General features: G+C 39.7%; 22 protein-coding genes. 8 read left to right on the plus strand and 14 right to left on the minus strand.

Going from position 1 to position 21318, the window contains the following annotated elements:
* Window positions 1-65: 65 nt before the first annotated feature.
* Both G3567_RS03680 and G3567_RS03685 read left to right on the plus strand, forming a co-directional pair.
* Window positions 66-1019 carry a hydrogen peroxide-inducible genes activator gene (locus tag G3567_RS03680; RefSeq protein WP_164003974.1) on the plus strand — a complete coding sequence of 318 codons (954 nt, stop codon included), beginning with the start codon at window positions 66-68 and terminating at the stop codon, window positions 1017-1019.
* Window positions 1020-1216: 197 nt separating this feature from the next.
* The gene (locus G3567_RS03685) at window positions 1217-2743 is read left to right on the plus strand and encodes a SulP family inorganic anion transporter (protein WP_164003975.1); all 1527 of its coding nucleotides are present in this window, start codon (window positions 1217-1219) and stop codon (window positions 2741-2743) included.
* A gap of 247 nt (window positions 2744-2990) precedes the next feature.
* On the opposite strand, the gene rho is transcribed toward G3567_RS03685, so the two are convergent.
* Window positions 2991-4805: a transcription termination factor Rho gene (rho, locus tag G3567_RS03690; protein ID WP_164003976.1), complete on the minus strand. Its 1815-nt coding sequence runs from the start codon at window positions 4803-4805 to the stop codon at window positions 2991-2993.
* Window positions 4806-4975: 170 nt separating this feature from the next.
* On the opposite strand from rho, the gene G3567_RS03695 reads away from it, so the two are divergent.
* Window positions 4976-5386, plus strand: a complete 411-nt coding sequence (locus tag G3567_RS03695) for a DUF4293 domain-containing protein (protein ID WP_164003977.1) — start codon at window positions 4976-4978, stop codon at window positions 5384-5386.
* Window positions 5387-6050: 664 nt separating this feature from the next.
* Here G3567_RS03695 and G3567_RS03700 read toward each other — a convergent pair.
* A complete protein-coding gene (locus G3567_RS03700; protein ID WP_164003978.1) occupies window positions 6051-6557 on the minus strand; it encodes a metallophosphoesterase family protein in 507 nt (168 codons plus the stop codon).
* A gap of 84 nt (window positions 6558-6641) precedes the next feature.
* On the opposite strand from G3567_RS03700, the gene truA reads away from it, so the two are divergent.
* A complete protein-coding gene (truA, locus tag G3567_RS03705; RefSeq protein ID WP_164003979.1) occupies window positions 6642-7391 on the plus strand; it encodes a tRNA pseudouridine(38-40) synthase TruA in 750 nt (249 codons plus the stop codon).
* A 4-nt stretch (window positions 7392-7395) separates the two neighbouring features.
* Window positions 7396-9162, plus strand: coding sequence for an ABC transporter ATP-binding protein (locus tag G3567_RS03710; protein WP_164003980.1), 1767 nt, complete (start codon window positions 7396-7398; stop codon window positions 9160-9162).
* On the opposite strand, the gene cdaA is transcribed toward G3567_RS03710, so the two are convergent.
* The gene (cdaA, locus tag G3567_RS03715; protein ID WP_164003981.1) at window positions 9159-9938 is read right to left on the minus strand and encodes a diadenylate cyclase CdaA; all 780 of its coding nucleotides are present in this window, start codon (window positions 9936-9938) and stop codon (window positions 9159-9161) included. The two genes, G3567_RS03710 and cdaA, sit on opposite strands and share 4 nt — an antisense overlap.
* Before the next feature lie 3 nt (window positions 9939-9941).
* Window positions 9942-10769: a dihydropteroate synthase gene (folP, locus tag G3567_RS03720; protein ID WP_164003982.1), complete on the minus strand. Its 828-nt coding sequence runs from the start codon at window positions 10767-10769 to the stop codon at window positions 9942-9944.
* A gap of 103 nt (window positions 10770-10872) precedes the next feature.
* Here folP and G3567_RS03725 point away from each other — a divergent pair, with 103 nt between their 5' ends.
* Complete coding sequence (locus G3567_RS03725) at window positions 10873-11106, plus strand: DUF5652 family protein (protein ID WP_164003983.1); 234 nt, start codon at window positions 10873-10875, stop codon at window positions 11104-11106.
* Here the strand turns inward: G3567_RS03725 and gldG are convergent.
* From gldG to G3567_RS03745, 4 genes are read right to left on the minus strand one after another with little or no spacing between them, the layout of a single operon-like run.
* The gene (gene gldG / locus G3567_RS03730) at window positions 11103-12758 is read right to left on the minus strand and encodes a gliding motility-associated ABC transporter substrate-binding protein GldG (protein WP_164003984.1); all 1656 of its coding nucleotides are present in this window, start codon (window positions 12756-12758) and stop codon (window positions 11103-11105) included. The genes G3567_RS03725 and gldG overlap by 4 nt on opposite strands.
* On the minus strand, window positions 12755-13486 hold the full coding sequence (gene gldF, locus G3567_RS03735) for a gliding motility-associated ABC transporter permease subunit GldF (protein ID WP_164003985.1): 732 nt from the start codon (window positions 13484-13486) through the stop codon (window positions 12755-12757). The genes gldG and gldF overlap by 4 nt, the downstream gene beginning before the upstream one ends.
* A gap of 1 nt (window position 13487) precedes the next feature.
* The gene (locus G3567_RS03740; RefSeq protein ID WP_164003986.1) at window positions 13488-13784 is read right to left on the minus strand and encodes a putative quinol monooxygenase; all 297 of its coding nucleotides are present in this window, start codon (window positions 13782-13784) and stop codon (window positions 13488-13490) included.
* A gap of 1 nt (window position 13785) precedes the next feature.
* Window positions 13786-14616: an SAM hydrolase/SAM-dependent halogenase family protein gene (locus tag G3567_RS03745; protein ID WP_164003987.1), complete on the minus strand. Its 831-nt coding sequence runs from the start codon at window positions 14614-14616 to the stop codon at window positions 13786-13788.
* 95 nt (window positions 14617-14711) lie between these two features.
* Here G3567_RS03745 and G3567_RS03750 point away from each other — a divergent pair, with 95 nt between their 5' ends.
* On the plus strand, window positions 14712-15665 hold the full coding sequence (locus G3567_RS03750; RefSeq protein WP_164003988.1) for a PhoH family protein: 954 nt from the start codon (window positions 14712-14714) through the stop codon (window positions 15663-15665).
* Between the two features lie 3 nt (window positions 15666-15668).
* On the plus strand, window positions 15669-16619 hold the full coding sequence (locus G3567_RS03755; RefSeq protein WP_164003989.1) for a phosphoribosylaminoimidazolesuccinocarboxamide synthase: 951 nt from the start codon (window positions 15669-15671) through the stop codon (window positions 16617-16619).
* Here the strand turns inward: G3567_RS03755 and G3567_RS03760 are convergent.
* From G3567_RS03760 to G3567_RS03785, 6 genes are all read right to left on the minus strand, one after another.
* Window positions 16616-17017, minus strand: coding sequence for a DUF4174 domain-containing protein (locus G3567_RS03760; protein WP_164003990.1), 402 nt, complete (start codon window positions 17015-17017; stop codon window positions 16616-16618). The two genes, G3567_RS03755 and G3567_RS03760, sit on opposite strands and share 4 nt — an antisense overlap.
* A 2-nt stretch (window positions 17018-17019) precedes the next feature.
* On the minus strand, window positions 17020-17574 hold the full coding sequence (locus G3567_RS03765; RefSeq protein WP_164003991.1) for an RNA polymerase sigma factor: 555 nt from the start codon (window positions 17572-17574) through the stop codon (window positions 17020-17022).
* Window positions 17565-18539: a glycosyltransferase gene (locus tag G3567_RS03770; RefSeq protein ID WP_317164157.1), complete on the minus strand. Its 975-nt coding sequence runs from the start codon at window positions 18537-18539 to the stop codon at window positions 17565-17567. The genes G3567_RS03765 and G3567_RS03770 overlap by 10 nt, the downstream gene beginning before the upstream one ends.
* 145 nt (window positions 18540-18684) lie before the next feature.
* Window positions 18685-18891 carry a membrane or secreted protein gene (locus G3567_RS03775; RefSeq protein ID WP_164003993.1) on the minus strand — a complete coding sequence of 69 codons (207 nt, stop codon included), beginning with the start codon at window positions 18889-18891 and terminating at the stop codon, window positions 18685-18687.
* Between the two features lie 85 nt (window positions 18892-18976).
* A complete protein-coding gene (gene murB, locus G3567_RS03780) occupies window positions 18977-19990 on the minus strand; it encodes a UDP-N-acetylmuramate dehydrogenase (protein WP_164003994.1) in 1014 nt (337 codons plus the stop codon).
* Window positions 19991-21184, minus strand: a complete 1194-nt coding sequence (locus tag G3567_RS03785) for a pyridoxal phosphate-dependent aminotransferase (RefSeq protein ID WP_164003995.1) — start codon at window positions 21182-21184, stop codon at window positions 19991-19993. It lies immediately after the preceding gene.
* Window positions 21185-21318 lie beyond the last annotated feature (134 nt).

Consider the following 21318-nt stretch of genomic DNA (forward strand, 5'->3'; position numbering starts at 1 on the left):
AATAACAACTTATAGAATTATACGATTCTCTAATAGTATCGTATTTTTACCGAAAATTACTGAAAATGACTATCACGCAACTTACCTATGTGCTTGCTGTCGCAGAATATAAAAATTTTACCAAAGCTTCCGAAAAGGTCTTTGTGACTCAGCCTACACTGAGTATGCAAGTCCAGAAGCTAGAAGAAGAACTGAATGTCAAAATTTTTGACAGAAGCAAAAAACCTATCAAATTAACTCCAGTAGGTGAGAAAATCATAGAGCAGGCCAAAAATATCGTCAACGAAAGCGTAAGGATCCAAGATATCGTCGATCAGCAAAAAGGTTTTGTAGGCGGTGAGTTTAAGTTGGGTATAATTCCTACAGTCATGCCTACGCTTCTCCCTATGTTTCTAAAGAATTTTGTCAGAAAATACCCTAAAATTAATCTGAAGATTGAGGAACTTCATACAGAGGTTATCATTGAAAAGCTCAGCGAAGGCCATTTGGACGCAGGCATAGCCGCTACGCCTCTTGGCAATGATAAAATAAAGGAAAAACCGCTTTACTACGAGCCTTTTATGGCTTACATACCCGAGCAGCACAGGTTATCAAAGAGTAAGGACATTACAGCTGAAGATTTGGATGTGGATGAAGTTTTACTTCTGGAAGACGGGCATTGCTTTAAAGATAATATCCTCAACCTCTGCAAGAGTGTGCAAAATCTGCCAGATCAGCGTAAATTTTACCTGGAAAGCGGGAGTTTTGAGACCCTTATCAAACTATCTGATGAAGGCCTGGGAATGACTTTGCTACCGTATTTACACACGCTGGACCTTAAAGATGAGAAACAGAAACACGTGAAGTTTTTCAAAAAACCCTACCCGTCCAGAGAAATAAGTCTGGTCCACCATGAAAATGAACTGAAATCCCATATCATTAAAGCTTTACAGGAGTCTATCAACTCCATCGTTAAAGCTGCAATTCAATTTCAGGATATCGAGATTATCAGCCCTCTAAATCAAAATCACAGGAAATAATCAATTGATTATCAGCTTTTTATTTTGAACCGCGTTCGATTAAAAAAAAGGCGGTTGTTACTCCCTTTGTTTTTTGTTAATCCTCTACATTTGCAAACTTTTGCATGCCTATATTACCGTTAGTTTATAGCAGGATTTAGTATTCTTCTTTTCTCACTGTAATTCATCTCAGAGCTCATTAAATTTTTAACACACAGATGAAAAAATTATTCAATTTATTCAATTTCAAACAGAAAGTTGACTATAAAATTGAGGTCCTGTCCGGGCTCACAGTTGCTATAGCCCTGATTCCGGAATCGGTAGCCTTTTCCTTCATGGCAGGATTATCCCCCTTAACCGGTCTATATGCCTCGTTTATGATGGCATTGATTACTTCCATATTTGGAGGACGTCCCGGCATGATTTCAGGGGCTACAGGCGCTATCGCCGTGGTCCTGGTTTCTCTTTCCATGCAGTATGGTGTGGAATATATTTTTGCGGCTGTTGTGTTGGCTGGAATTTTTCAGGCAGCTGCAGGACTTTTGAAACTCGGTAAGTTGATGAGACTTGTGCCGCACCCTGTCATCTTTGGCTTTGTAAATGGTCTGGCCATCATTATTTTTATGTCTCAGCTCGATCAGTTTAAAGATCCATCAGGAGCATGGCTTACAGGGAGTAATTTGTTCATCATCCTGAGCCTTGTCATTTTGACGATGCTGATCATCTGGTTGTTGCCTAAACTGACACGAGCAGTCCCCGCCTCTTTGGTGGCGATACTGGTGGTTTTTGGCATTGTATATTTTGGTGGAATATCAACCAGTACGGTTGGAGATTTAGCCTCTATCAGTGGTGGTTTTCCGCCATTTCATATTCCAGAACTGCCATTTACCTTTGAAACCTTAATGATTATTTTGCCTTATTCTGCTATTGTGGCCGGTGTAGGTTTAATCGAAAGTTTACTGACTCTTAATATAGTGGATGAAATTACCGAGACACGCGGTAATGGAAATCGTGAGGCTATAGCCCAGGGAAGTGCGAACATCCTGTCGGGATTTTTCTCAGGCATGGGGGGCTGCGCTATGATTGGTCAAAGTCTGATCAACATCTCCAGTGGAGCCAGGGCAAGACTCTCCGGTATTGTTGCTGCGGTCGCTCTGCTGGCCTTTATTATGTTCGGTGCGAGTATTATAGAGCAATTGCCAATGGCGGCTCTCACCGGGCTTATGATTATGGTGGCGATTGGAACTTTTGAGTGGGCCAGTCTAAAAACATTCAGGCGTATGCCAAAATCCGACATTTTGGTCATGCTTTTGGTTATGCTGGTGACGGTTGTTCTTCATAACCTGGCACTTGCCGTCCTGGTAGGGGTAATCATTGCTGCTCTGGTGTTTTCCTGGGATAATGCCAAGCGGATTCGAGCCAGAAAACGCATCGATGAAAACGGTGTTAAACATTATGAAATCTACGGTCCTTTGTTTTTCGGATCTACTACTGTGTTTGCAGAGAAGTTTGACGTCCTCAACGATCCGGACGATATCATAATCGATTTTAAGGAAAGCAGGGTGGTAGATATGTCTGCTATCGAAGCTTTGAATAAAATCACAGAGCGTTACCATAAGGTGGGGAAAAAGGTTCATCTCCAAAACCTCTCTACAGACTCTTTGACTTTACTTGTCAAAGCTGAAAAAATCATAGATGTCAATATTTTAGAAGATCCATCTGATTACAAAGTAGCTACAGATTAAACATCTTAAGGATGATTTTATGGTTCACGCAGCTTTAGTTCATCTGCCAGTTCAGCAGGCAGGTCCAAGTCCTGAGATTTTACTGGGGAAAACTACTACAGTTGAAAGTTTACACAAACGTCTCGACTGTGCTCGACTGGACATTTTTATTAAGATATCTGCGAAGTTTTAAAAGCATATTAGATCTTAAATAAAAACCCCATTTGAAATTTCAAATGGGGTTTTTGTGTTTGTTAACAAAGGAAGATTAGCCATTCATAGACATTAAAAATTCTTCGTTGGATTTGGTGTCTTTTATTCTTTGGTTGAGGAATTCTATCGCTTCTATAGGATTCATATCTGCTAAGTATTTTCTCATGATCCACATTTTCTGTATTTGATCATCTCCTAAAAGAAGGTCATCTCGACGGGTACTTGATGAAGTCAAATCGATAGCTGGGAATATTCTTCGGTTGGCAATTTTTCTATCCAGCTGAAGTTCCATATTTCCGGTTCCTTTAAATTCTTCAAAGATCACTTCGTCCATTTTAGAGCCGGTATCTGTAAGTGCTGTTGCTATAATAGATAGAGAACCTCCGTTCTCGATATTACGGGCAGCTCCAAAGAAACGCTTTGGCTTATGAAGAGCATTCGCATCTACACCACCACTCAAGACTTTACCACTTGAAGGCTGTACTGTATTGTAAGCTCTGGCCAACCGCGTGATGGAGTCGAGTAAGATGACCACATCATGACCGCATTCTACCAGTCTTTTTGCTTTTTCAATCACTAAGTTGGCCACACGTACATGCTCATGAGCTTCTTTGTCGAAGGTAGAAGCAACCACTTCACCTCTTACATTTCTCTGCATGTCGGTAACTTCCTCCGGACGTTCATCAATCAATAAAACGATCTGGTATACTTCAGGATGGTTGGCCGCTATCGCATTGGCGATATCTTTCAACAGCATGGTTTTACCCGTTTTTGGCTGAGAAACAATCATACCTCTTTGTCCTTTCCCGATAGGTGAAAACAAATCGATGATTCGTGTAGACAGTGTGCTCTGTTTTTCGGCCAGCTTGAATTTTTCCTGCGGAAAAAGAGGGGTTAAATGCTCAAATGAAACACGATCTCTAACAATCTTAGGATCTAATCCGTTTATTTTTTTGATTTTGATCAGAGGGAAGTACTTCTCTCCTTCTTTGGGAGGCCTTACTTCACCAAGAACAGTATCCCCTGTTTTTAAGCCAAAAAGACGAATCTGAGACTGAGACAGGTAAATATCATCCGGAGACGACAAATAATTATAATCTGAAGATCTTAAAAATCCATACCCGTCCTGCATTAAATCCAGAACCCCTTCACTTTCGATGATAGAATCAAATTCGAAATCAGGATCTTTGTATTTATTGCGGCTGTCTCTGTTTCCATTTTTGTCGTTAGACTTATTTTCATTCCTGGATTTAGGATTCTGATGCTTTGGATTCTGAGATTTCTGGGAAGGTGATTTTTTTTGAGTATTCTCCTTAGCAGGGTGATTATGTTGAGGAACCTTCTTTTCTTTAGACTCGTTGTTTTGTTGTGGTTGCTGCGCTGATTTCTTGTCCTGTGCAGGCTTAGAGGAAGCTTTATCTGAAGAATTGTCTTTTTTTGGATGTTTGGCTTCAGACTTGGATTTATCTTCTTTCTTGGATTTGTCACTCGCTTCAAAAGGGTTTTTAGGTGCCTTTTTCGGCTCTCCTTTTTGAACTCTTTTGCGTGGTTTCTTTGAAGTTTGATCTTCCTGATCCGTCTGCTTTTCCTTGGAAGGTTCAGCGGATTTTTCTTTCGAAGACGATTCTGAAGGTTTTTCTTTAGAAGGCGATTCAGTATTTGACGCCTTGTCTTTGGACAAAGATTCTTGTCCTGTGTTTTCTTTGCTAAGAATTTCTTTCATCTTCTCAGGGTTGGCAGCCTGATAGTCCAAGATTTGGTAGATGAGGTCTAATTTTTTAAGACTTCTAAATTTTGGAACTTTTAATTCTTTTGCAATTTCTTGTAAGTCTGAAAGTTTTCTAGACTTTAGTTCAATAATTTCTAACATTGATATTTTTTGAAATTAAATAGTTTCGAGGGAGATTCGAATTTAAATTGATGATTTGTAAACGCTTAGGAAAGCGTTAGTCCGAAGACATTGCAATTATACAACTTTATTTTATTTATAAATATTAATTCTCAATTATTCTCTTATTTTTGCTGTTCAACAATTAACAAATGATACAAAGAATTCAAAGCTTATATTTACTTATAGCCATCTTGCTTAATGGCGTGCTTAGTTTTTATCTGCCCTTATGGATTACTTCAGAAAATGTAGAAATCTATGCGCTATCTCAACCTGTAGCCATATCTTTGTTTTTCATATCGGTTTTGATTTCGATCATTACTTTATTTTCATTTAAGAAAAGAAAACGTCAATTCGTTTTAGGACGAATTAATATCATATTGAACTTTGTTTTAGTAGGTGTTTTTGCATATTGGACGCTAAAATTACCTGGAGAGATGGATATCTCAGAGAAGGGTATTGGGATGCTTCTTCCTATAATTTCTATCGTTTTTATTGCTCTGGCCAACAAGGCTATCAAGAAGGACGAAGATCTTGTAAAATCTGTGGATCGATTGCGATAAACCTGAAATCTTAGTAATGTTAGTGCATGAAAACCCCGAGCAGCCACTCGGGGTTTTTTGCGTTTAGGGTTTTCCTTTTTTTATGCTGATTATGCCTGCGTTAGAAATCAATCTTCAAGAAAGTAAGCTTAAAACCTTCTAAATAATTTAATCCGGGAACTCTTTTGGAAGATAGCTTTAAAAACTATGAATTATTATAAACTAGCCTTCACTTAAAGCCTAACCTGAATAAATTTATTGAAATAGAATCATTCACCTGAGAATAATTTGATAAGTTGATAATTGAAAAAGACTTTCGTTTTTTGATTTTTCGAAACCTACCTTAGCGGTGCTGTTAACCCCAGGCTATTTTAGTTTTTCAGATTCTTTTGTTCAATCCATGCCATCCTATTCCTGCTAACTATTTATTTCTTTAATCCCGAAGGGATGACATCTTTATAGATATGATGCAGCGTGATTATTCGACCCCATCGGAGTCGCATTGAATTCGTCTCACACTTGCTATAAGCATTTGAATCCTTCAGATTCTTTTATTCAATCCCTGCAAACAGATAATAGCCCATAGGTTTGATATTTTTTATATTTCCAAAAAGATAATAATAACCCCAAAACATAAAAATAGAACGCGATCTATTAATTTTATGAAGCACAAGCTAGCTATGATTTAGCTTTTCCCTCTTTTCCCAAAGTCAATCACTTCCAGATCTTTAATCCTGCCTGTATCCAAAACGAATTTCAGCATGGTTCTTTTGAGATGAAACCCATGTATACCCACAGCTCCCGGATTCATATGAAGCAAGCCTAAATGCTTGTCATTCATGACTTTCAGTATGTGAGAATGCCCGCTGATAAATAATTTTGGAGGATGGGCTTTGATTTCCTCTTTTACGTCTCTGCTGTATCTGTTGGGATAACCGCCAATATGCGTCATCCATACGTCTACGCCTTCCAGTGTGAAACGCTGGTTTAGTGGAAATTCGCTTCGCAGTTCATGTTCGTCAATATTACCGTATACAGCCCTGAGGGGTTTGATGGCTTTCAGAGCATCGGAAACGCTGTGGTCGCCTATATCTCCTGCATGCCAGACTTCATCGGCCCTGGAAGCCCAGTCCAAAATCCTGTCGTCTATATAGCCGTGGGTATCGCTTAAGAGTAAAATAGCTTTAGCCATCTTTTTTTGGTAGCAAGATAAATAAAGCTTTAGGTTTTGATCTAATCCCTATCCTTATATTTGTGTTTAAAATCTTTTCTATCTGTGAGATACTACCTTCAACTTTCTTATGTAGGCACCCATTACTATGGCTGGCAAAAACAGCTGGATAAGGTAAGCGTTCAGTCTCAGGTGAACCATGCCCTAAAGACGGCTTTGCAGGAACAGGTGGATGTGGTGGGGGCTGGCCGAACAGACACCGGTGTTCATGCGTCCGGTTATGTGGCTCATTTCGATAGTCAGCAGCGGATTACAGATTACAAAAAATGCATTTTCAAATTGAATAGCATACTGCCTCCGGACATCGCCGTTCATGATCTAAAACGGGTAGACGATGATTTTCACGCTCGTTTTGACGCCATTTCAAGAACCTATGAGTATTCTATAGTGCAGTATAAGGATCCCTTTTCCCTTGGCAGGAGCTATTTTGTGAAAAATGAATTGGATGTGGAGGCGATGCAAAAGGCTTCCAGACTCTTATTTAATCATAAAAATTTCCAATCTTTTTCCAAAGTTAAAACCGATGTTTATACATTTGACTGCGAAATAAAAAAAGCGGTCTGGTATCAACGGGGAAATCATCTTCTTTTTGAAATTTCAGCCAATCGGTTTTTGAGAAATATGGTAAGGGCTATTGTTGGAACACTCGTTGAAGTAGGATTGCATAAAATTTCAGTAGAGGATTTCAACGCTATTATTCTTGCTCAAGATAGGTCCAAGGCTGGTAAATCTGTTCCTGCTCACGCTTTGGTTTTGAAAAAAATAGAGTATCCTGAACAAGGACTCACGAATTAAAAAAATGGAAAATACAAGCGGTAACGCCTTCGATACAAAACTCTTTAAGAGACTCTTAAAGTACACCAATCCTTACAAAAAGACGTTCTATTTTGTAGGTTTTGCAGCCATTGCCTTGTCTGGACTAGGGGTGCTCAGGCCTTATTTATTGAAACTGACCATCGATAAAGGGATCATTCAAAACGATGCCGATAGCCTTGTGTTCTATGTGAGTTCAATGCTGGTGGTTCTCATTTCTGAAGTTATTTTTCAGTTTAGCTTTATTTTTTACGCCAACTGGCTTGGCCAGGAGGTGATTCGAGATATTCGTGTGTCCTTATTCGAACACATGATGAATTTCAAAAAGCAGTATTTTGATAATTCTTCAGTGGGCCGGCTTGTAACCCGGGCGGTAAGCGATATCGAAACCATAGCCAGTATCTTCAGTCAGGGCTTATTTATGATCATAAGCGACCTCCTTAAAATGCTTGTGGTGCTTGTGTTTATGTTTTGGCAAAGCTGGCAGCTGACCCTGCTTGTTTTAACGGTTTTACCTTTTATCATTTATGCTACCCGTGTGTTTCAAAAGAAAATGAAAATCGCTTTTGAAGAGGTTAGAACGCAGGTTTCCAATTTGAATTCCTTCGTACAGGAACATCTCACGGGGATGAAAATCGTTCAAATATTCAACCGGGAAGAGGAAGAATACAAGCGCTTTAAAGACATCAACAGGAAACATCGAAAAGGCTGGGTCAAAACCGTATGGTATAATGCTATTTTCTTTCCTATTGCAGAAATGTCCACCTCCATTACCATAGGATTAATCGTCTGGTTTGGTGGTTTGCGTGTGGTAGAATCCGACGTTCTGTCTTTGGGTATTATTGTCATGTTTATTGAATTATCGCAGATGCTTTTCCGTCCCTTAAGACAGATAGCCGATAAATTTAATTCACTGCAAATGGGTATGGTGGCTGCCAATCGAGTGTTTAAAATCCTGGATACCGAGTCTAAAATTGAAAATTCAGGAAGGCTTGTGCCGGCAAAACTTAAAGGGCATATCCGTTTTGAGGACGTCAGGTTTAGTTACATACCCGACGAAGAAATCCTGAAAGGGATTTCTTTTGAAGTTCAGCCGGGAGAAACCGTGGCTATCGTTGGTGCTACCGGGGCAGGAAAAAGTACGGTTATCAATCTGCTGAGCCGTTTTTATGAAATCGACAGCGGGACCATCAGAGTGGATGGAGAAGATCTTAAAGACTATGAACTCACCGCTTTACGTAGCCAGATAGCCGTAGTTTTACAGGATGTCTTCCTTTTTGCCGATAGTATTTTGAATAATATTACACTTAATAAAGAAGGGATTACCGAAGAGCAGGTGATTGCTGCGGCCAAAGAAATTGGAGTCCATGAGTTTATTTCTACCCTGCCCAATAGCTATCATTATAATGTAAAGGAAAGGGGAGTGATGTTATCCTCGGGCCAGCGCCAGCTGATTGCCTTTTTGAGAGCCTATGTTTCCAACCCAAGCGTATTGGTTTTGGATGAAGCGACTTCTTCAGTGGATAGCTATAGCGAACAGCTCATTCAGGATGCGACAGATAAACTGACCAAAAGCAGAACCTCTATAGTGATTGCGCATAGACTGGCAACCATTAAAAATGCAGATAAAATCATCGTCATGGATCTGGGCAAAATTGTGGAAACAGGAACACATTCAGAATTGCTTAAAAAGGAAAACGGCTATTACAAAAATCTTTATGAAGCCCAGTTTCAGCACGAAGAAGTGAACTAGCTCAGGTCTTCTTTTATTTGTTCGGTCAATTTTTCTAAATCATCAAAAATATTGAATTCCCCATTTTTGAGGTAGGAAATCTGCCCTGTTTCTTCACTGACCACCAAAGCGACAGCATCAGTTTTTTCACTTATGCCTACTGCGGCACGATGCCTTAGCCCAAATCTGAGCGGTATATCTCTGTCATTACTCACCGGCAATATGACACGTGTTGCGGTTATTCTTCCATCTTCAATAATGATGGCACCATCGTGGAGTGTGCTGTTTTTATAAAAAATGGATTCGATGATAGGTCTGTTAACCTTGATGTCCATATCATCCCCCGTGTTTTTAACAAACTCAAGTTTTGTGTTTCTTCTGATGACTATTAAAGCTCCCGTTTTGGTTGTTCCCAGCTTTCTGCAAGCTTCCACTATGATGTCAACATAATTTAGAGTCTGATTTTCTCTTTTTGAAAAACTTAGCTGAAACCAGTTGTTCTTACTGCTGAAGTTGGTAGAACCTATCATCAGTAAGAATTTCCGGATTTCCTGCTGGAAAACAACGATGAGGGCGAACATCCCTACGCCTATAAATTCACCCAGAACACTGCTCAGCATTTCCATCTGAAGCAATTGGGTAAGCTTCCAGATCAGGTAAATGATGACGATGCCTATAAAAATATTGATGGCTGCTGAGCCTTTGACAAGCTTGTAGATATAATATAAAAGTACTGAAACCAATACAATATCGAGGATGTCTAAAATTCTAAACTCTAAAAAATCTAAACCTATCATGCTTTAGTATTCTGTCAATTTTTGGTACAAGATAACGCATTGTTTGGCTTCCAGAACATCATGAACTCTCAAGATAGAACTTCCGTTCATCAGGGCCGCCATATGAAGTGCTGTAGTTCCGTTCAGGGCGTCTTTAGCCTCTATGGATAAACTTTTATAAATCATAGATTTTCGCGAAACTCCGGTAAGAATAGGTAAATCGAGATTTTTTAATGCTTTCAGATGATTTAATAATTCAAAATTCTGAGCTATATTTTTAGCAAATCCAAATCCCGGATCAATGATTAAATCTGAAATGCCTTTTTTTCTGGCTTCCGAAATTCGTCTGGAAAAATATAAAATCACCTCTTCAACAAGGTTGTCATACGCTGTCAGTCCTTTCATGGTCTGTGGCGTTCCTCGCATGTGCATCATGATATAAGGTACCTGATACTCTGCGATCATATCCAGCATGTCTTCATCCAGGTTTCCGGCAGAAATGTCGTTGATGATATGTGCGCCCTGATCCAGGCTTTCTTTGGCAACCCTGCTCCTGAAGGTATCTACAGATATAATAAGCTCCGGAAATGCTTTGGTCACCTGTTGTAAAACGGAAGCCTGTCTGCGTAATTCTTCATCCACGCCGATGTCCTCTGCGCCAGGTCTCGAACTGTAAGCACCAATATCCAGAATGTCCATGCCTTCCCGAATATGTCTCTCGACCTGTTCAAGGGCGGCTTTGTCTGTTTTGAACTTACCCCCGTCATAAAATGAGTCTGGAGTCAAATTGAGCACCCCCATAACTTTAGGGGCTGATAAATCGAGTAAGTGTCCTTTGCAATTGATGGTCATAGTCACAAATTTATGATTTTAAAAGTTTTGCAAACTCATTTTATCAACTCCTTTTCGATTTCTTTTAGATTTTAAACTAAATTAGAGACCAAATTTTAAAATTATGGACGTCAACGAACCCAATTTTCAATCGCTTTACGAGGACTACTCTTTTCTGATCGGTATTCTTCTTTTTCTTCTGGTTGTGGATGTTGTTTTGAAACTCATCACCTTATGGCAGTCGGCCAGACGTAAGCAAGTCGCCTGGTTTATTTTCCTGGGACTCATCAACTCTTTAGGGATTCTTCCTGTCATTTATTTGATTATCAACAGAAATAAGGACAGGTTTAAACGCTAATCCGTTTTGTATTTTTGACGCCTCCAGTAATAAAAAGCGCCTCCAAAAATCAAAATGGACAGAAGTGGTATTGCCAGGTTGAAGATCTGCCAGGTCAATTTTTCATCTTCCAGGGCTTCCAGGTCCATAGCATCCAATTGAATGGATTTGTTTCTGAGATTCACCAGGTCCTCATCTCCCAAAAGGTAATTGACAGTATTCAATAAAAAAGTCTTGTTACCGTAGGTTAGTCCTGTGTAGCGATCAAAACCCAGTTCCAGGGCTTTGCCGGATTGAACCTGATTTTTAATGACATCCCCGTCAGCGATAAAAACCTGTTGAGTTTCCGGGCTAATCTCTAAGGGATCCTGAAGTTGAAAAGGTTTTAATTTTGACTGATAGGCAGAGGTGAATTTGCCCTCGACCAGAACAGCCAATGGATACTGTCCCGTTTTATAAAGTCTGGGGTCCGGTTCCTGAGTGATGTCATTCAGATTTATTTCTGAAGGTACCCCCACAATTCTTGAAAGCTCTGAACTTTCCAACAGGATGGTCTGTTTTAAAGACGACGGTAAAGTATCGATGGGATTGGCAAATTCAAACTTTACCGGATTCAGATTAGAGGTGATGGGGTGTTTTTGGCCGATGTTTCCCAGTGGATCGTAGAACCAGGGAAAACGGGTCAGTTGAGTAGAATTGCCACTTCCCGAGGCTAAAACAATCGGAGCCGAGTACAGATCATTAACCAGCTGAGGATTGATTCTTATACCGTATTTAAAAAATAAACTGTATAAATTCAAATCGTTTGGCAGGGCTATTGTCGATTTGGAAGCTTCGTATAAACGTTCTTTTTCCACATTCACATGTTCAGTGAGCCAAAGCGCTTTACCACCGCTCATGATGTATTGATCGAGAGCATAGACTTTCTCTTCGTTAAAAGCTTCAGAGGGTTTAGCATCGATGATGAGATCATAGGTTTTGAGCAGATCCAAAGTCCGTTCTGGAGCTGTATTTATCGAGTCCAGTGTAAAAGGGGCTATCAAATAATAAGGCTTCAGCGTTGTAAGAAAATCGGAAATGTATTGGTCCTGCAGTTCGCCCTGGCCCTTTAGAATGGCGATTTTTTGATGTCGCTCCCGCGTTAACTTAATAAAAGAACTTGCAAAAGCATACTCCAGATGTTCTACAGATTTCTGAATTAACTCAGAGTTGCTTTGCGTAAGGGTCTTTTGTATGAGCTGAATCGGAGTCTGCTGGTTTTTGTAGTTTGCCACGGCCCATGGAAATAGGAGACGCTCGGTCATTTTTCCGTTTTCCCGAATATTGAGCGACTCCGGTGACATGCCCAGTTCGTAAAAGCGATTGGCCACTTCCAGAGCTTCCAGACCGCTATCCAACGGATTTACAAATTCAAATTTGATGTTGGAATTATAAGCTTGCAGCTCTTCCAGCATATAGCGGGTTTCTGTTTGAAGCCTTTTGAATTCCGCAGGCAAATCTCCTGTGAGGTAGACCTGAATAAATATCGGATTTTCGATAGAATCTATCAATTCCAGGGTGGAATCCGATAAGGTATATCTTCCGTCTGAGGTAAAATCCAGACGAAAAAAATATTCAGAAGCCAGTAAATTGGCCAGCACAATTATAACTAGTATTCCAAAGATTTTTTTCATTCTGAAGTAGGCTTTAGATGATAGCGTGTAAGTGCCAGAAAGATAAAGGTGATGCTCAGGAAATAAATCAGGTTTCTGCTGTCCAGAATACCTCTTGTAATGCTGTTGTAATGATAACGCATGCCGAAGTAGTCCAGCGTGTAAAGTTCTGAATCACCAACCGCAACAGCACTAAACCCTTCAAATCCAAAGTATAAGAACAAGCTGATGAGCGTTCCTGAAATAAAAGCGATAATTTGATTATGACTCAAAGAAGAAGCGAAGATTCCAATGGAGGTAAAACAGGAAATGAATAAAACAACTCCCAGGTAAGAACTGAAGATAACGCCATAGTCCACAACGACTCCCTCTGCAGCAAGTTCAGTTAAACTGATTAGGTAAAACAAGGTAGGCAGGATAGCAATCAGACTCAGAGCCAGGCAACCCAGAAATTTTCCTAAAATCAATTGATTAAGGCTTAGGGGCTTAGTCAGTAAAAGCTCCAGGGTACCCTGTTTCTTTTCTTCCGAGAAGCTTCGCATACAAATGGCGGGAATCAAAAATACAAACACCCAGGGCAGGGCTTCAAAAAATGGAATGAGATTGACGTAACCTGAATTTAAAATATTGAAGTTGCCGGGAATGATCCAAATTAAACTTCCGGTAGAAATCAAAAAGAGTCCCACCACAATAAAACCGATGGGAGTTGAAAAAAAGCTGTTGAATTCTTTACTGAAGATTGCTAACATATCAATTTAATTCAATGAGTTTATCTAAACTCCAGGCCTCAGCTTTTTGAGAAAACCCCGTCTTGGTAGCTTTCCAGACTTCAGCAAATAATGCAGAATGCCTGTAAGCGTTTAAATGCGATTCAGAGTTCCAGTAACTGTATGTGAAAAATAATGTTGGGTCTTTTTGGTCCTGATAGAGTTCCAGTCGCTGGCAGCCTTCAAAATGGCGAATCTTTTCTTTATTTTTTTGAAATAACATTTGAAAACCTTCTACGGCTTCAGGTTTAAATTTCATTTTGACAATCCTTATAAGCATGCTATAAAAATTTAACGGTGAGTGTGTCCAAATATTTTAAGCCGAACAGGCTGGAAGCACATCCAACACTTAAGGGATTGCTTTTGTAAATGGCAAGTTCTAAAAAATCTGATGAATTGAACAAAGCTATTTTCTTTCCTTCCATTTCTCTGTTTTCCTTTGGGATCTTGAAGTTAATGGCTTCAGAATAGTTGGAATACACATTTTTAAAATGAGTAGATCTGGCAGAAATGAGCACCTTTCTCCCTTTGGCTACAGATTTAAACAGTTTTTTGCTGATGTTGGAGACCACATTTCCAAAATTATCGATGTAAATAATATGACCAATAATCTGGTCTTCGGTCTGATTTACAATGGGCTTGACGTGAGTGAGCTCATTCATACGTATCCTGGTCTTGCCGATGACGTCCAGGTCTCCTCCTCTGCAGATGTGAGCGGCTACACTTATAAATACATCCAAAATTTTAGACTTTCTCTCAAAATTATCGTGGATGTTGATTTCTACAATTTTATCAGGTTTAATTTCAGAAGAAATCAGGGAAAGGATTCCGTTATCGGCACAAATAAAATAATGGCCATCCAGATAAATGGCTAGGTGTTTATTTTCCGGAGTCAATTCTGAATCTACACCGATGATATGAATGGAGTTTTCAGGAAAATTATGGTAAGCATTTTTAATGATATAGGCTGCTTCCGTATAATTGAAGGGTGAAATTTCGTGAGAAATATCTACGATGTGAACCTGCTCCAGCTCACAGAGTAAGGCGCCTTTCACAGCAGCCACAGAGTGATCTTTGAGTCCGAAATCTGTAGTAAGCGTTATGATGGGCATTTAATAGATAGTTAATATTTGGAAGCTAAATTTCGTCAAAAAAAAGCGTAAATTTGCTATGCGAATTTATTATTTTTAACCTAAAATCGGCGCTTTTGAATGAACTTATTTTAGAACTCTCAGAAATCAATCCAAGAGAATTTTTTGGAAACAACAATGTGAATATTGAACTTGTTAAGAAATATTACCCGCAGCTTAAGCTTGTAGCGAGAGGAAATAAGATAAAAGTCTTTGGTGATGAAGAGCGCCTTGAAGAATTTGAGCAGCGGTTCCTGATGCTGACAGATCATTTTTCTAAATTCAATTCTCTGGACGAAAATGCCATTGAAAGGATACTGACCAGTCAGTCCAAAGCAGATTACGATGCGCCCATTTCTTCCGGAGCCGTTTTAGTCCACGGCGTAGGAGGGAGGCTCATCAAGGCACAAACCGCCAATCAGCGTAAACTGGTAGAACAGATGAATACCAACGACATGGTGTTTGCTATTGGTCCTGCAGGTACCGGTAAAACCTATACGGGTGTTGCTCTGGCTGTGCAGGCATTAAAAAACAAACAGGTTCGCAGAATCATTCTCACGCGTCCCGCAGTAGAAGCAGGGGAGAACTTAGGCTTTTTACCGGGCGATTTGAGGGAAAAATTAGATCCCTACATGCAGCCGCTTTACGATGCCTTACGCGATATGATTGCGCCGGAGAAGCTGGAAAGTTACATCGAAAAAGGAACCATTCAGATCGCTCCGCTGGCTTTTATGCGAGGAAGAACCTTAGATAATGCCTTTGTGATACTGGATGAAGCCCAAAACACCACGCATCCCCAGATGAAAATGTTCCTGACAAGAATGGGTAAAAATGCCAAATTCATGATTACCGGAGATCCGGGTCAGGTTGATTTGCCAAAACGCGCCATTTCAGGCCTTAAAGAAGCCCTCCTGGTTTTAAAGGATATCAAAGGAATTGGTATGATTTATCTGGATGATAAAGATGTGATTCGCCACCGACTCGTTAAAAAAGTAATTTCAGCTTATAAAGCTATAGAAAATCAGGATTAAGTTATGCGTGCTACACTTTTATCAACACAGTTTCAACTTCCCGGCCAAGAGGATTTTTACAAAGGCAAAGTCAGGGAAGTCTATTCGCTTAAAAATAATACAATCGTAATCGTTGCTACAGATCGGCTGAGTGCTTTCGATGTGGTTTTGCCACAAGGCATCCCGTATAAAGGTCAGATTTTAAATGAAATCGCTTCCGAAATGCTTCATGCAACCGAGGACCTTGTTCCCAACTGGCTGGAAGCGGTTCCAGATCCCAATGTGAGCGTCGGTGTAAAATGCGAACCCTTTAAAGTGGAAATGGTGGTAAGAAATTACCTGGTTGGCCATGCCGCCAGGGAATATTTTGCCGGTAAACGCGAACTTTGTGGGGTAGAATTCAAAGAAGGCTTAAAACTGAACGACAAGTTTGATGCCCCTATCATCACCCCAACAACCAAAGCAGAGCAGGGCGACCATGATCAGGATATTTCCAGAGAAGAAATCCTCAACCAGGGGATTGTAAGCCAGACCGATTACGAGATTTTGGAAGATTATGCGCTCAAATTATTTCAACGGGGAACTGAACTTGCTGATAAAAGAGGCCTGTTGTTGGTGGATACCAAATACGAATTTGGTAAAACTCCGGAGGGTAAGATTGTAGTCATTGATGAAATTCATACGCCTGATTCTTCACGGTATTTCTACAAAGAAGGCTATGAGGAACGACAAGCTAAAGGTGAAAAGCAAAAGCAATTGTCCAAAGAATTTGTCAGAGAATGGCTCATGGCAAACGGGTTCCAGGGAAAAGAAGGACAAAAAATCCCGGAGCTAACCCCCGAAGTGGTAAATTCCATAAGCGAAAGATATATCGAGCTCTATGAGAAAATCACCGGAAAAAGCTTTCAAAAAGCAGATGTGGAATCCATAGAAACCCGAATTTTGAGCAATATTGAGGGCTATTTGAAGCGCTAATTTTTTCTCATTTCGGCTTTTCGCATAGGCATGTCATCTACGATTTCAAAAATTTGCTCAGGCTGTACCAGACTTCTAAAGGTTTGTTTTACGGTTTTGTCCAGGCCTATTAAATACACCTGAAGAGTTGCGCCAACTGTATAATTCGCCTTGTTTTCTTCAATAAAAGCTTTGCTTTTTTCACTAGGATTAAAAACGGCTTCCATTTCGCCGTCTATCACTGTAAAAATAGCCAGCCTTCTTTCTTCTAATTCACCGGTCTTTTCCTTCAAAGTATCGATTTGTCGTTTTACGTCTCCCGTAAATTCTGAATCGGCAATAACAATAATACGCCTGTCGTTAAATCCCTGTGGTATATTCATAAGACTCATAAAAACTATAAATAAGACTGGTTTCATGATTATTTCTGTTTCTGATTGATGATTTCAGCCAGAAGTTTTTTGGCTCTCAGCAATCTTACTTTTACGTTGGTGATGGGTTGTTCTGTCCGGACGGCGATTTCTTTATAGCTCATCTCCTTAAAGAAACGCAGTTCAATCACTTCTCTGTAATGCGGTTGCAATTCTTTGATTTGCCTTAAAAGATTGCTTAGGTTTTGTTCGTTTATGATTTTGTCTTCAACGGTAGGTTCGGCATCTGCGATTTGAGAGACTTTTCTGGAATCGATTTCAGATGTTTTTAGCCTTTGTTTCCGGGTCAGATCGATGTGGATGTTTTTTGAAATGGTCATTAACCAGGTCTTGAATTTAAAACTCTCTTCGTAGGTCTCTATCCTGTCAAAGGCTCTGGCAAAGGTTTGAACCGTAATCTCTTCAGCCTCATAGGTGTCATTGGTGCGTTTCAACTGAAATCTGTAGACATCCTCCCAGAAATGATTCAACAAAGCCCTGAAGGCTTTTTGATCTGCTTGTTTTGCCTTATTGATAAGTGCTGTTACGTCTGGTTTTACTGCCACGATTGCTGTTTTTTAAATTTACCACCTATGCCTAGACCGAGTTGTAAAAAAAGTAAACACGCTTCTAAGATAGGCCATATAAATAAAACAGGTTTTGAGGCTTTCAAAATCTTAGCATAAATCCCTATGAAAATACTTTTTATCAACAGAGTTGCTGCGAAAACTCCCAGAGCAATCCCTGAAAATCGGCTGAAGAGCAGGATCAGAAAACTTACCCAGAATAGGGCATGAGAAACATGATACAAGCCTAAAAATAACTGATGGGAAGACCTGTAATGATAGGCTGTAGTATAGTGTCTTAGCTTCTGTCTCCACCAGGACTTCCAGTCCGTTTTTGGTTGGCTAAGCACAAAACTATCGGCGTTAAGACTTACTGTAATTCCAGAGAGGTCTTTCATATTCTGAATCAGCATATCATCATCTCCGGAAGTCAGATGCGTTTCGTTTTTAAAATTTTCGCTGTCCAGAAAAAGCCGTTTGCTGTACATCGCATTTCTGCCCACACTCATATAAGCTTTGTTTTCAATAGCTTTGGATAAGTATAAAACAGCGGTTTGTAAAGTCTCAAACTGTATGATGAAATTTAAAAACGAGGGGCAGTACAGATAGGGTGAATAACCCAGCACACAGGGTCTTGAGTTTGAAAGCTGAGAACTCATAATTGAAATCCAGTCCTTGCTGACGGGTCTGCAGTCGGCATCTGTCAATAAGATATGATCAAAGCGGGAAGCAAGAACCCCGGTCTTGAGGGCAGTTCGCTTAGAAGGAGATTCCTTTTGTTTAAGCTGAATTAATTTTAGAGTCGTATAGCTTTCCTGAAGTTTTTGTATGATTTCTGAAGTTGAATCTGTAGAGGCATCATCTACGACGATGACTTCAAATTCGGGATAATTTTGATTTAAGACAAATTCCAGATGTTTGGAAAGATTTTCAGCCTCGTTTTTAGCACAGATAATGACACTCACAGGAAACGCTTTGTTTTCTGAATCCGAAGCCTGAGGCTTATGTTTAGATAATAAATGACTAATCTTTAAATGCTGAATCAGTATATAAAGGGTTGAAATTATGAAAAGAAGAAGAATGAATTTCAACCATTACAAATTTAAAGTGTTATTTGGTTTTATCGACACCGCTGCAATCGGTCTGTTCATCCGGCATCTTTCCGCAAAAGCTACAGGATTCACCGGATTTGTTTAAAAAAGGACTTTGACTTGCACAGGTTCCTGCAAATTTACCATCTTTTTTACCCCAAATTTTTATAGCTATTCCTGCGACAGCTATACCTAAAAGTACGATAGTTATCAGTAGTAATTTCATACCGCAAATTTAATAAAAGTCGACCGAAACCAAGTGAAATTGGAATTTTATCTTGATTTTTTAACGTAAACCTGGAACCTGAGGTTTAAAACACATTGACTTCAGTCTCCAAATCGATGTTGAATTTACGCTTCACCTCTTTTTGCACACGTTTTGCTACGTTTTCAATCTCTTTCCCGCTAGCGCTTCCATAATTTACCAAAACCAAAGCCTGTTTGGTATGAACACCTGCATCTCCTTTTCGATAGCCTTTGAGACCGGCTTTTTCAATAAGCCAGCCCGCCGGAATTTTAACAGCGTTTTCGTCTATTTCATAATAAGGAACATCGGGATAATCGTTTTGAATAGCGTTTAAGCTGCTATGATCCAAGATTGGGTTTTTAAAAAAACTTCCGCTATTGCCTATTTCCTTAGGATTGGGGAGTTTGGATTCCCGAATAGCTATGACTGCTTTGGAGACCTCCTGTATGGTCGGAGAAGTGATTCCTTTAGCATCGAGTTCGGTTTTGATGGAACCGTAATCTATATGAAGCTGGTGGTTGTTTTTGGATAATTTGAAAACAACACTGGTGATGATAAACTGATTCTTGAACTTTGATTTGAAAATAGAATCCCTATACCCAAAGAGACAATCTTTGGTATAAAATCTTTTCCTGGAAAGGCTTTGTCTATTGATGGTTTCACAATAGGCCATGACATCCTTAAGTTCGACACCATAGGCTCCGATGTTCTGGATTGGAGACGTGCCTACATTCCCGGGAATAAGCGATAAATTTTCCAGACCTCCGTAATTATGGTCTAAACAGTAATCGACAAAGTCGTGCCAGTTTTCACCTGCACAGGCTTTTATAAGCACATGATCTTCCTGGTCCTCGATCACTTCAATGCCTTTAAGATTAATGTGTAGAACGGTTTTATTTATGTTTTGGGTGAGAAGCATATTGCTGCCTCCACCCAAAACAAATAATTCTGAAGCATAAAAACGTTTCAATATTTCTAGAAGTTCCTCTTCGTTCTGAACCGATATAAATTGATGTGCATTCACATCTATTCCAAACGTATTGTAGGATTTTAAAGAGATATCTTTTTCAAGCTTCATTTATCTATTGTTATAAGCTTGTAGGGCCATTTTCAGAATAGAAACCGCTTTTAACAGGCTTTGTTTTTCCAAAACATAAGCAATCCGTATCTGATTGAGACCTGATCCCGGAGTTGAATAGAATCCAGCTGCAGGAGCTACCATAACGGTTTCGCCATTCACATCAAATTCTGATAACAGCCACTTTGCAAAATCCTCAGTATCTTCTACCGGAAGCTCGACAACGCAGTAAAACGCACCTTTGGGTTTAGCCACTTTTACACCTTTGATATCCTCCAATGCTTCGATAAGTGTATCTCTTCGCTCTTTATATTCCTCATTTACTTCCAGGAAATAATCATCGGTAGTGTCTAATGCCGCCTCACTAGCAATCTGTGCAAAGGTAGGAGGGCTCAATCTCGCCTGAGCGAACTTCATGGCCGTGACCATGAGTTCTTTATTTCTGGAAACCATACAGCCTATACGAGCTCCGCACATACTGTAACGTTTAGAAACAGAATCTACCATGATCGCATGTTCTTTCAATTCAGGTAAGCTCATGATAGAATGGTGTTCTATCCCATCGTAGACAAATTCTCTGTAAACTTCATCCGCTACCAGAAACAAATCATGTTTCAATACCAGATCGGCTAATTTTTGAAGTTCGTCCTTAGTGTATAAATACCCGGTTGGATTACCTGGATTACATATGATTATGGCTTTAGTTCGCTCTGTGATCTTAGCTTCAAATTCGCTGATAGGAGGCAGCGCAAAATTATTCTCGAAGTGGGATTCCACAGGTTTTACCGTTACACCAGAGGCTACGGAAAAGCCGTTATAGTTGGCATAAAAAGGTTCGGGAATAATCACTTCATCTCCCGGATCTGTTATGCTTCCCATGGTGAATAGCAATGCTTCAGATCCACCTGTGGTCACAATAAGTTCTTCGGGTCTGATATCAATTCCTTTTTTTACATAATACTTGGCTAGTTTTGTCTTGTAGGACTCAAACCCGGAAGAGGGGCTATAAGACAAAATGTCCAGATCGTTGGTCTTAACAGCATCCAGAGCTACTTTTGGGGTAGCAATGTCAGGTTGACCGATATTTAAAAAATATATTTTTTTTCCTTCGTCTATTGCTTTGTCTGCAAAAGGAGCCAATTTTCTAATTGGAGATTCAGGCATTTCCAGGCCTTTAAAGGATATTTTTGGCATAATAAAAATTTTTTACAAATGTGGTGATTTTAAATAGTAACTGCAAGATTTGTAATGTTCAAAACCCTTTAAAAAAGGTCTAAAGACTTGCTAAAATAACTTTTGAAGTAGATTTTCGACTTATCTTTAGGCTT

The organism is Psychroflexus aurantiacus (assembly GCF_010820555.1).
Taxonomy (GTDB): domain Bacteria; phylum Bacteroidota; class Bacteroidia; order Flavobacteriales; family Flavobacteriaceae; genus Psychroflexus; species Psychroflexus aurantiacus.